Annotated in this window: 14 protein-coding genes; 10 read left to right on the top strand and 4 right to left on the bottom strand. The window is 22.8% G+C overall.

Annotated features, from left to right (window positions below; translation table 11 throughout):
- Window positions 1-78: 78 nt before the first annotated feature.
- From LJD32_RS15615 to LJD32_RS05490, 4 genes are all read right to left on the bottom strand, one after another.
- On the bottom strand, window positions 79-582 hold the full coding sequence (locus tag LJD32_RS15615) for an accessory gene regulator B family protein (protein ID WP_227391913.1): 504 nt from the start codon (window positions 580-582) through the stop codon (window positions 79-81).
- Window positions 575-1,792 carry a hypothetical protein gene (locus tag LJD32_RS05480; RefSeq protein WP_032089696.1) on the bottom strand — a complete coding sequence of 406 codons (1,218 nt, stop codon included), beginning with the start codon at window positions 1,790-1,792 and terminating at the stop codon, window positions 575-577. Before LJD32_RS05480 ends, LJD32_RS15615 begins: the two co-directional genes overlap by 8 nt.
- Before the next feature lie 4 nt (window positions 1,793-1,796).
- Window positions 1,797-2,489, bottom strand: a complete 693-nt coding sequence (locus LJD32_RS05485; protein WP_032089697.1) for a LytR/AlgR family response regulator transcription factor — start codon at window positions 2,487-2,489, stop codon at window positions 1,797-1,799.
- Window positions 2,490-2,603: 114 nt separating this feature from the next.
- Window positions 2,604-2,723 (bottom strand): cyclic lactone autoinducer peptide, encoded by a 120-nt coding sequence (locus tag LJD32_RS05490; RefSeq protein WP_081918876.1) that lies wholly within the window; start codon window positions 2,721-2,723, stop codon window positions 2,604-2,606.
- Window positions 2,724-2,875: 152 nt separating this feature from the next.
- On the opposite strand from LJD32_RS05490, the gene LJD32_RS05495 reads away from it, so the two are divergent.
- The 10 genes from LJD32_RS05495 (at window position 2,876) to LJD32_RS05540 (ending at window position 12,216) form a co-directional block, all read left to right on the top strand.
- A complete protein-coding gene (locus LJD32_RS05495) occupies window positions 2,876-3,154 on the top strand; it encodes a helix-turn-helix transcriptional regulator (RefSeq protein WP_158561759.1) in 279 nt (92 codons plus the stop codon).
- Window positions 3,155-3,355: 201 nt separating this feature from the next.
- On the top strand, window positions 3,356-5,455 hold the full coding sequence (locus tag LJD32_RS05500) for an ATP-binding cassette domain-containing protein (RefSeq protein ID WP_227391914.1): 2,100 nt from the start codon (window positions 3,356-3,358) through the stop codon (window positions 5,453-5,455).
- A gap of 18 nt (window positions 5,456-5,473) precedes the next feature.
- A complete protein-coding gene (locus LJD32_RS05505; RefSeq protein ID WP_227391915.1) occupies window positions 5,474-5,914 on the top strand; it encodes a thioredoxin family protein in 441 nt (146 codons plus the stop codon).
- 2 nt (window positions 5,915-5,916) lie between these two features.
- Window positions 5,917-7,584: an ATP-binding cassette domain-containing protein gene (locus LJD32_RS05510; RefSeq protein WP_227391916.1), complete on the top strand. Its 1,668-nt coding sequence runs from the start codon at window positions 5,917-5,919 to the stop codon at window positions 7,582-7,584.
- Window position 7,585: 1 nt separating this feature from the next.
- Entirely contained in the window at window positions 7,586-8,002 is a 417-nt protein-coding gene (locus tag LJD32_RS05515) for a thioredoxin family protein (protein WP_032089700.1), read from the top strand.
- A complete protein-coding gene (locus LJD32_RS05520; RefSeq protein WP_227391917.1) occupies window positions 7,999-9,354 on the top strand; it encodes a glycosyltransferase family 2 protein in 1,356 nt (451 codons plus the stop codon). The genes LJD32_RS05515 and LJD32_RS05520 overlap by 4 nt, the downstream gene beginning before the upstream one ends.
- 45 nt (window positions 9,355-9,399) lie before the next feature.
- On the top strand, window positions 9,400-9,582 hold the full coding sequence (locus LJD32_RS05525) for a hypothetical protein (RefSeq protein WP_032089702.1): 183 nt from the start codon (window positions 9,400-9,402) through the stop codon (window positions 9,580-9,582).
- 130 nt (window positions 9,583-9,712) lie between these two features.
- Window positions 9,713-11,032 (top strand): ABC transporter permease, encoded by a 1,320-nt coding sequence (locus tag LJD32_RS05530; protein WP_227391918.1) that lies wholly within the window; start codon window positions 9,713-9,715, stop codon window positions 11,030-11,032.
- Window positions 11,014-11,772 carry an ABC transporter ATP-binding protein gene (locus tag LJD32_RS05535; RefSeq protein WP_032089704.1) on the top strand — a complete coding sequence of 253 codons (759 nt, stop codon included), beginning with the start codon at window positions 11,014-11,016 and terminating at the stop codon, window positions 11,770-11,772. The genes LJD32_RS05530 and LJD32_RS05535 overlap by 19 nt, the downstream gene beginning before the upstream one ends.
- Window positions 11,773-11,784: 12 nt before the next feature.
- Window positions 11,785-12,216: a hypothetical protein gene (locus LJD32_RS05540; RefSeq protein ID WP_227391919.1), complete on the top strand. Its 432-nt coding sequence runs from the start codon at window positions 11,785-11,787 to the stop codon at window positions 12,214-12,216.
- Window positions 12,217-12,266: the final 50 nt, after the last annotated feature.

Consider the following 12,266-nt stretch of genomic DNA (forward strand, 5'->3'; position numbering starts at 1 on the left):
AAGTGCATAGGGATGGTGCAGTTAGGACATCCCTGTAACTAGTTTGCTAATATTTGTTACAGAATATAATATTATCATTTAAATTATATATTTATTTTTTGAAAAAATTTTATGAATTACTGTAACTGAATTTAAAAAATAAGTTATATTTATAACACTGCTACAATCAATGTGGAAAAAAGAATAAATTAAAAAGAATAAAATCCACAAAATATAAAATACTTTGGTCGGTTTACTAAATATTAATTGTATTAATAAAAAAAATATATTTATTACAAATATAAAATTATTTAATTTCATAATGTACAAAAGTATACCAACTAAAAAAAATATATTAAACACGATGCAACATTTTATAGGTGTACTGCAATGTGAACCACCTATAAAAATTCTATAAGGAGTCCAAAATATTATAAATAAACAGGTAAATTTAAGTTGATTAAAAATAGTTCCTAGAAGAAGTATATCTATTATTAGAAAACCATTATATAAAATTACAAATAATCCATACCTATATATATCGGCATCATCTTTATTGATGATATTATTTTTTATAAAAATATTTACTATGTTATTAATCATATGATGTTAATTTCTCCTTGTATAATATCACTAATAAGTTATTAAGATTCTTAATTGATATATTTGGTATGTTTATTTCTGAAAGATTATCTATTATTTCCTTTTGGACAAAATCATTTGTAGGAATTATAAATTTTACTTCTAAAAAATTATCTTGCTCTGTTAAAAATAATTCTATTTCATTTACATATGAATAAAAGTATTTTAAAGAATCTGTTATTTTATTTATAAGCTCTAAATTATTGTAACTTTGATTTTGTGATACAAAGGAACATATTTTTAATTGTTTATTTTGTTGATGAAAAAACTTAATTTCAAAGTTGAGCATAAAGTCAAATAATTCATTATGAGTACAAATGACATTTGAAACACTTGAGACTGTATTTTTATATGATTCTATTTTTGAAATTGCATCATCATAATTTTGTTCGTATAAGTCAAATTCGATAGATTGGAGAATATAATTCATTCTATGACTGATATTTTCTATCTCAAACTTTATAGCTTTAATATTTTTTAGGTTTTCTTTAGTATAATTTTCACGTTGTTTTTTTAATTTATTTTCATATATGACTTTATTCATTTTCACCATTTGATTGAAAATAAAACAAAATGATAAAAATAACATTACAAAGCATATAAAAATAACATTTGCTGAACTAAAAGTGTCTGAAAATAAAACATTTGAAGTAAAATAGTATATCATTAGTAAAATAAATAATAGTTCAAATGTTAATAAATAATTTGTTTTTGTGTTTTGTGTTTTAGTAAGAAGTAAAGGCCTTTTTTTCAATGTAATTAATAAAAGAATAATAAAAACAATTCTAGAAAAAATAAGTTCAGGATAATAAATTGTATTTGTCGAAAATACTTTCGCAGGAGTTATATGGAAAATAAATGAGAAAGTTAAGATAGAAAAATATACAGCGATAACTAATAAAATATTACAAAATAAAGAAATCATAATATCTTGTGTTGAAAACTCCTTGTTGAATGTAAAAAGGCTTAACCATAAAACTATTTGAATAAGTAATGTTTGTGAAAAACCTATAATATTAAAATTTGAGAGAAAAGCACTTATAAATGTATTAATAGGGATAGTGATTAATAAAAAGAAAATCTTATTTTTTTTCTCTAACTTTAAATATGATGATATGAAGTATGAAATAAGAAAATTTTCAAATAGATCATTAACAATTTCGAATAACATAATATTAATCCTCCTCTATAGCATATTCTTTTAAGATGGATAGAAATTCATTTTTAAATGGCTTCCCAATTTTCAATATTATATCATTATCTAATTTAATATAGTTTTTTTGCTCATCAACAATGTGTAAAACATTAACACAATTTTTTCTATTTATTTGTATTATTTGTCTAGAATTTATTTCATTTTGAACAGTTTTTAAAGTTTTATAAACGTGATACTGTTTGTTATTTGTATATATTGTGGTTAAATGATCAGATGTTTCTAAATAAATAATATCATCAATTAAAATACTTATAATTTCGGAATCATATTTAATTTTGTAGTATTCTTTCACTGTATAATAATCTGTTAAAAGTGTAAATGCAATTGTTAAATCTTTTTCTAAATTAGTTTTTCTAATAAAATAGAATGGCTGAACAGTAATTGCACTAAATATTAGATCACTACGTGAAGTAACAAAAATAATTTTTGCAGCCGGATTATCTTCTTTAATAAACTTAGCAATATCGATCCCATTAAGTTTAATTAAATCAACATCTAAAAAATAAATGTCATATTTTTTTTCTAAAAGAGTTTCACAATTAGTGTAACTATCAATAGAAGAAGTATCAAAAACATTACGAGAGAGAGATTTAACTTTATTGGAAAAGATTTTTAAAAAATTTTTATCATCATCAATTATAGCTATATTCATTTTTTCCTCCTAATAATTTATTTTATTAATATAATAGTACTTATTCAAAAAGGATAAGTACTATTATATAATATTTAAAAAAATAATAACATAAATATAATATATTGAATAATTTTATTTTTTTAATTTTTCAGGAACTTCTGCTTGAAAATGTCCAATTTGTGATGGTGTACTTGCAGCAAATTGAGCAACAAATAAAACAAAAGCACTTAATAAATATAAATGTTTTTTCATATTTAAACTACCTCCTAAAAAAATAGTATCAAAAAAAGAATAAATATTATAAATAATAGCGTAAGAAGTCCTTATATATCGTAAAATAAAGAAAAAAGAGCGTTCTACGCTCAATATGTGTTAAAATAAATACACTAGGAAGGATGATAATTATGACACTTGGAGAAAGATTGAAAGCTGCTAGAATAAGAGAAAAATTATCACAGGAATTTGTTGCAAAAGAAGTAGGTGTTCATAGAACAACAATTGGTAAATATGAAAATAATGAATGTTTACCATCACTAACTACTATGATGAAATTAATTAAACTTTATAATGAAGATGCTAATTATATTTTATATGGAGATTCTAGGAGGATAATTGATGTTTCAAAATTTCCTGATAGCTTAATAAACAAAATATATTTTTTAATTAGTAAATTTTATCGGTAGCATAAGTAATATAAAATAATCTAAACTTGAGCTTTAATAAAACTTAGTAGTATACATATTAGGTTTTAAGCTCTTTTTTTATTAATATGGTATGTTCACGGTGTTTTTTTTGATTTCTACGTAATAAAAAAGGAACATGTCTCTATTTATTGTATATTTTTATTGTCTTAAGAAAATATATTAAAAATGGAGGTGATGCTAATGAGGTATAAACATAACATACAGTTATATGAGAACGATTGTGGGACTGCTTGCGTTATAAGTTGTCTAAATTATTATGGTTATACTGTTGACTATGAGAAAATAAAAAAAGGTATAAATAATAATGACTACGGAACAAGTATAAATGATATTAAGACTTTCTTCATATCAAATGGATTTGTATCAAAAATATTTAAAATTGATGAAAAATCAAAAAAGAATAAGTTTAAGAACATTTCTAATAAAAATTTACCATGTATTTTATTTTTAGAAAGGGAATTAGAAAATCATTATATTGTACTTTATAAAATTTTATCTAATGGAAAATGTATCATATCAGACCCATCACATCCTAAAATAGAAAAAATGAAAATAAGTGATATTTTAAAGAATGCACAATACATTTTAAGTATAGAAAAGAAAACAAATTCAAAAATACAAAGTGATATCTTAAAAAAGGGAAGAGAAACAAATATTATTCTGGATTTATTAATTAAGTATAAGAAGGAACTCTCTGGATTAGTTGGAATTTCTTTCTTATTAGTTTTGGTAAATATTTTATTATCTTCAGTACTTGGCTTTTTTATAGATAATTTATTACCAAATCTAAAAATGATAAATGGACTGACTATTTGTATAGCAATAATGATTTATGTATTAGTAAGTTTTAGTGACACATATTTAAATTATTTAAAAATTGGGTATGTTCAAGATATAACAAATAATATTGAATATTATCTTTATCATAGGTATATAAATAATGTTTTAAATATTAAACCTAAATTATTAAATTCTCTACACTCGGGTGAACTAATAAATAGATTAAAAGAAGGAATGAATATTGTAGACCTAATTTCAATGATATTAACGAGAGTAATAGTCGATGTGATATTGATCATAATTGCAATATTTATACTTTTTAAAATTAGTAGTTTCTTAGGAATTATACATTTAATTATGTGTGTTATATCAATAATTATTGTAAAAATATATTTTAATAGGATATATGAAAATAGCTATAACATACATAAAGATTATGCCGATTTAGATGATAAATTAATATCAGTTATTACTAACTTAGAAAATGAAAAAATCTATAACAGAGAAGAACTCGATAGCGATAAAGTGGATTTTTTATTAAAAAAATATATAAAAAATAGAAATATAAGCTTTAAATATTCAAAAAGTTTAACAGCTTTTCAAGGTATAATTTCACAAATAACAAATTTTTCAACTATACTAATAGGAATGGCGTTAATTAATAGTAAGATACTTAGTTTGGGGTCGCTTATAGTATTTATTAATATTTCTAATTTGTTAGTACAAGCTGTATTAGAAACAGTAAATATTCAGGTTGATGTTGAAAATCAAATGATTTCTTATAAAAGGTTTATTGCAATACTTAATATTAATAATAATGATGAAAAACAGAATAATAATGATATAGGAAAAATAAAACAGATAAGTTTAAAGGATTATTCTTTAGGGTATGGATTAAAAAGTCTGCTTATTAATTCAAATGCAGATTTTAAGATAGAAAATAATAATATTATTGTAGGTAAAAGTGGCAGTGGAAAGAGCTCTTTAGCTAAATCAATAATTGGATTAAATGAAAGTTATCTAGGAAATATATATTTTAATAATATTAATATTAAATATTTAAATGGTCATTATATACGAGAAAAAGTTGTTTATCTTTCTAATGATATGCCAATGGTAAAAGGAACCATAATTAATTTTTTAACGGATGGGAAAAAAGTTATGTCAAATAAAATTTTAACTGTCTGTCATGATTTGAATATTTTGGATTTTATAATGTCATTACCAAATCAATTTAATTATGAGATTCAAAAGGATGGATCGAATTTATCATTAGGACAAAAACAAAGATTATCTATAGCATATGGTATTTTAAAAAATCCAGACGTAATAATATTTGATGAGACTTTTTCAAATATTGACGATGAAAACAAAAATAAAATTTTAGAAAATTTGGATAAATACAATATATTAAAAATATATATTACACATCAAAAATTAAATGTAACAAATAAAAAGAAATTTGAAATAAAAAAACACTCAATACTACAACAAGAATAACAAAAAAGAGGTTTCAAAATGAAAAAAATTATATTAGTTATTTTTGCAGCGTTTATGTTTGTTGGTTGTGAAACAAAACCAAAAAATAATACAAAAGGAATTCAACAATATCTAGGTGCTATCAGTATAACGGATATTGAAAATAAGAATGATCATCACGATGAATTTTTTGTTTATGTTGCTCGTCCAACGTGTAGTGACTGCGAAATATTAGATGATAGGATTGTACATGATTTAAAATCAAATCCAGACTTGAAAAAACTAAAATATTTAGATGTAACAGAGATACATAAAAATAATTCAAAATGGACAAGATTTAAGAAAAGTCATAACATTGAGGGAACACCAAGTTTTCTCCATTATAAAAATGGAAAAATCGTTGGTGAATATGGATGGACAGAAAATGATGGATTTGATTATGAATATTTTTTAAATTGGATAAAGAATGAAGGTATATAGTAATGGATAATAGAGTAAATCTAATTTTTAAGTATTTAAAGAATAAAAATTTTATAGATAAATTCTACAGGGTTATATATCCAAGTCAATACCGTGACTTAAATAACGAACTTCTATTAAATAATATGGGGATCAAAGCTCATTTTTCTAACAAAAGTATTACAGATGATAAGTCAATATTAGTGAATGAAAAAAGTTGGAGATATGCATCTGTAAATAAGAAGAGCCAAGATGAAACTGTGCTTATAATAGATGAAATAGATGATGATAAATTAACGGCTTTTAAGAAAAATACAGTAACTTCTATATTTTTACGATTGATAAATTATTCTAAAGCACAACTATTTGGAGGAATTTTACTTAATGGAATTAAGTATTTGTCTTTGTTTTATATTTGTTTGTATTTTGCGAATATTACTGAATTATCTTTCAATCTAAAAGACAAGGCATTTTTCGAATATAGTTCTTTAGTTATATTACTATTGATTTTACTTAATGTCATTATAGCTATTTTTAATGATAAAAATGAAAAGAAAAATATAGATGAACTAAAAAATCATTTCAGTAAAAATATAACAAATAGCAGAAAATTATTATTAATGAACAAGGGGTTGTTCAGAAACACTGTAAATTTATTATCTGTTATTTATGTAATTATATTGTTGTATTTTTTAGACATACAGTCTTTAAAGTATGGACTATCATTAATTATTCCTTTAATAATGATATCTTTTATAGAAATAAGTTATTTAAATAGAAATGGAATAAAACTAAAAAAATTAAACAAAATTATAACAATATTATTTTGTATATCTTTAACTTACAGTGTATTCATATTCCTGTCATATAGAGTAATGTCTGATTCAATTGCATTAAATACATTTATTATTGATTTTGTTTTAATTGCTTTACTACTAATGCCTTTTATTCAGTTAGACATTAAATTATTAGACTATATAGATTATTTAATATATTTAGAAAATAATAATTTGAATAGTAATGATAATGAAATTGATAAGAAACAATTAGTTTTATTAGAAACGCCTGCAGTTGTTGTTAGTGAGTTATCAGATAAAAATGGTTTATTTGAATCTATTAATTTAATAGTTGATAGTAATAGTATTATTGAAATTTGTGGGGAAGCATTATCAGGAAAAACAATGCTTTATAAATTACTTACGAATTCTAAATTGAGAAAAAGTGGTACTGTAACAATTAATGATCAAGAATTAAATTCAATTAGTACATACAATAATCTAATAATGTATGTAAAAGAAAATAATGAATTTGGTAATAAGACATTTAAAGAGTTTTTGATAGGTGATGATAAAATATCAGAAGGTTATTTATATAATTTGATTTACGAATTAAATATCACATTTTTATTAGATAGAATGCCAAGCAAGCTTAATACTTGTATAAGAGTATGTGATTTATCAAATAGCGAAATTGTTTTGTTAAATATATTAAGAGCAATTCTACGAGACTATAGGATTTACTTTTTTGATCAATTGCTATCTCAACTTAATTTAGAACAGTTGAATACTATTATGAATTGGATGAGTAAATCTAATTCAACATACATAGTTTTAGAAAATAATACTTTAGTACATTCAAAGATAAATAACTATTATCAAATAAATAATAATAAGTTAAAAGAGGTCGTTTAAAGTGATAAAAAAATTAGTTTTAATAGCTCTGTTATTATTATCCTTGTATTTTCCATTTTCGATGGTGGTTGCAGAAGCAAAAGATATGAATTTATATTATATTCTTAATACATCTAATGAATTAAAAGAAAAAATGAACACTAATCAATTAGTATATATATACTTTTTCAAAGATGATTGTACAGCTTGTAGCAGCTTTAAAGAAGTATTGAATAGTGAAATTGAAAAAAAAGGATTAAAAATATATGCGGTTAATATAAACAATAAAGCAATGAAATATTTTGATTTAGTAAAAAAATACAATTTAACCAAAACACCAACATTGATCTGTTTTAAAAATAATAAAGAGCTAAAGAGAAAAGAAGGTTATGTTAGTGAAGAAAAATTAGATAAATTTGTAGAAGGAGGAGCGAAATGAAGTCAAATATTAATGATAAATTTTTTAGTAAAGAATGCCTGAAAAATACGTTAAAAATAAACATTAATAATGTTGGTTATTCTAAAATAATAAATAAATTTTTATGCTCTCTCAATATTATTGATAATTACAAAAATGTTTTTAGTTATTTAAATACGAAGTATTATACATCAGTTATTAGTAATTTAGAAATAGATGAGTATGAAAAATATAATAATGAAAAAATAAATATTACTTTATGTGCAATTGTAAAAAATGAAGAAAGATGCATAAAACGTTTTTTAGATAAACATTTACCTTATTTTGATGAAATTGTTATTGTAGATACGGGATCAACGGATAATACTTTAAATATTTTAAAATCATATAAGGCAATGAATAAAAAATTAAATACCTTTGATTATATATGGGAAGATGACTTTTCAAAGGCAAGAAATTTTGCTAAAAAAAATGCTAAAAATGAGTGGATACTATTTTTGGATGCTGATGAATATATTAAAGAATCAGAAATAAATAAGCTTTATGATTTATTAAAAATCATTGATTTTCATGAAAATAAAAAAGAATTTGCATTTAGCTTGGAAATTCAAAACAAGGATTCTAATATACGAAATATTACAATGCAAAGAATAATAAATAATAGTAAATATTTAAATTATTATGGTAGGGTACATGAATATGTTAAATCAACTTCTAAAAATGGACAGTTTGCATTATGTCATACAAATATAGTTGTTTTTCATGATGGTTATATGAATGGAATAATCAAGAAAAAAGATAAAGTAAATAGGAATCTAGAGTTGTTGAGAAAAATGATAGAAGAGGATACTTCTAATTTTAGGTGGCTTTATTATTTTACAAGAGATATTATCTATAATCCAAATCTTGAAGAAATTAGTTATATTACAGAAAACTACTTACCAAAAATAAAAAAACAGTTTAATAAAGAATATTCTAAAGAAGTAATAGTAAATATAATTGCTATTTATTTCCAATGTGGACAATTTGAATTGGTTGACAAATTGATACAAGAATATGAGGAATTGGAAAAGGATAATTACGATTTTGTTTATTATAAGACATTACTACATTATATTGAATGCAAAAATAAGATGAATTATTTATTGAAGGAAATATGTAAATATCGAAAGAAAACATTTAATAAAATGGAAAGTAGGATTAATTATGATGGATATCATATTGATTTATTAATAGGCTTATTGCTATTTGAAATTGGAAAATTTGATCAAGCACGAAAATATATTGAATTTATAGATAATAAAATAGATGATGATTTATTATTTGTTGATATCGAACCTATTAAGCAATTATTGAATATCCAAGATAGTTAATATAAATGTGATTTATAGATATGAAAGTGAAAGGTGGAAATAAAAATGGAAAGTAAAAAATTATTTAATGAAGTATTTGAAGAAGTAGACGTAGATGAATTAGCAGGTAAAGCAACAAAAGCACAATGTAAATATTGGTGGAAAATGACAGCTGGTCTAACAAGTTGTTTAGGTACAGGATCTACTTGGTGTCAACTTTATCAAGAAAATTGTTATAACAAGAAATAATAGATACTATTAAAAATTTTATATTGAGATATCTATAAATCACATCTATGTTAATTATTAACTCTAATAAATGGTAGGTAATGTTGATTTTAACAGATATATGAGTCTAATTGGAAGGGAGTTAATTTATATGTTAAGTATTTCTATTGAAATGTTATTTAAGGAAAAGAAAAAAATCATGAGTTTAATGCTGTCTTTAATAGCTACATTTGTTGTTTGTATTGTATTTATTCAATTTTTTTCGAATCCGTATTTAATAAAAATGACAAGTATTAGTCATAAAATTGCATATGGTAGTAATTATATTTTGCCTTTGGATGTTGTGAATTTTTCTGATAATTTTGCAGTAATGACTTTATCAATAGCATTGTTAATTATATGCATTTTTCTTATAAGTTACAGTTGTTATTATTATTGTTTAACATCGTCTGTAGAATTAGGATTCTTGAAAATGGCAGGATACAATACATTTCATATATTGTGTTATAAAGCAATTCAAATGTTAGTTATAACAATTGTTTCATTGTTAATTTCAGTAATTTTATCATTTATTTTTGTACCACTTGTTTTATTAATTATAAATATTTACACAAAGTCTAATATACCATTATTTAATTTTTCAATTAAATCATATTTATTTTTATTAGGTATTGTTTTATTTATTTTTATTCTATTGATTGCATTTGAAACAAAATATGTCATCTCAACTAATATCTCAGGATTATTAAAAACTAACAATATTAATGGTTATAAAGTAGATAACAGATCATTAAAAATACCTGATGTTGTCTTTTTAATAGCTTATTGTGTAGGTCTATTTGCGATGTATGTAGGAAAAGAATTGGATATGGGTTTTGTTATTGCATCATGTGTGGGTGCTTTAGGAGCCTATGGGATGTTTTACTATTGGGTACCAAATACAATTTTAGAATTATTTGATGATGTAGAAATAGAAGCTAAGAAGTATGTTGTTTTAGGAAATGTATCTATGTTTATGCAACAGTCAAGAACATTAATTATATTGATTATGATTTCTGTAATTATTTTTCCATCCTTAATTTTATTTGCAGATAGTAGACCATTTTTATCAATTGCATTGCATATTGCATTTGTCCTAACAAATATTTTATTAGCAACGAGTTTAATAAATCGTTTTCAAATAGATAATCATGAAAAAAAAGGAAGTTATAATAATTTAATGAAGATAGGATTATCTAAAAGTGAGGTTACAAATATTTCTACTCAACAAGTAAACGTATTTTATATTATATTTTGGATTTTTACTCTTATATATATATTATGTATATTCATTGCATTTTTTATAAGGGGAAAATTAAATATAGTATTAGGATTAAAGGTTTTGCTTGAGTATACTGTACCATACTTATTATCACAATTAATTATTTATCAATATAAAAGGAGAGATACATCATGGCAATCATCGAAATAGAAAATTTGAAAAAAGTATATAACCCATATAGCGCATATCCTAAAGTTGCATTGAATAATTTATCTTTAAAGGTAGATGAGGGAGATTTTGTTTGCATAATGGGTGCTTCAGGATCTGGTAAGACAACATTGATTAGTATTATGTCTACAATAGATGATGCGACTAACGGAAAAATTATTATTGGAGATAAAAATATTGCAACAATGAATGAAAATGAAAAGTCAAAGATGAGAAAAAATGAAATCGGATTTATTTTTCAAAACTATAATTTAATTGATTCGCTAAGAATTAAAGATAATATTTTATTTTCATTAAGACTTAATAAAATTAATAAAGAAGAACAAATTGAGAAATTAAATAAGCTCTCAAAACAGTTAGGAATTGAAGAAATATTAGATAAGTACCCTTCACAATGTTCAGGTGGGCAACAACAAAGAGCAGCAATCGCAAGAGCATTAATAATGGAGCCAAAAATCATTTTTGCGGATGAGCCCACAGGAAGTTTGGATAGTATCAATGCTAAAGAACTCATGGTACTTTTTAGAGAAATTAATAAAATGAATAATACAACTATTGTGATGGTTACTCATGATAGTTTGGTTGCTTCATATTCGTCTAAACTCTATTATTTAGAGGATGGAAAAATATCTAAATGTATAGAAAAAGAAAATAAAAAGCAAGAAGAATATTATAAAGAAATTATAAATATAACTACAAAAATGGATTTATCACATGTATAGGAGGATAATCTTATGAAAAAAACAAAACAAAAATTATTAATTGTAGTAATGGTCATTGTTGCTTTAGCTATAGTAGCAGTGGTAACCTTAACAGGTCATAGCGATCCTTATAAAACAAAAGAATATAAACATTTAGAAGTAAATGAAATATTTAAAGGATATCATTATGTATATTTTTATTCCCCAAAAGATTCAAAGAGTGTAAGTAGTGATACAGGAATTAGAAGTTTGAACAAGGGAATCAATGATTTATATTTTGTTAATCTAAATGAAAAAAATGATGACTTAAAAGAAATTGATTTGACAAAATATGGGAATTTAAAAGAAATTAAACCAACAACACTTATTTATGTTAGAGATGGTAAAATTGAAAAGGTTTATAAAGGTGTAAATCAAATTAGTAATGCACAAGAAAAGATATTAGAAGGATCTTGGGATGATTAAATTTTTTTAGAGAAAAGAATTGTGGAAATATCTATAATTCTTTCTCTCAT

It is taken from the genome of Faecalibacillus sp. TM498, from assembly GCF_020589955.1.
GTDB classification, from domain to species: domain Bacteria; phylum Bacillota_I; class Bacilli_A; order Erysipelotrichales; family Coprobacillaceae; genus Faecalibacillus; species Faecalibacillus intestinalis.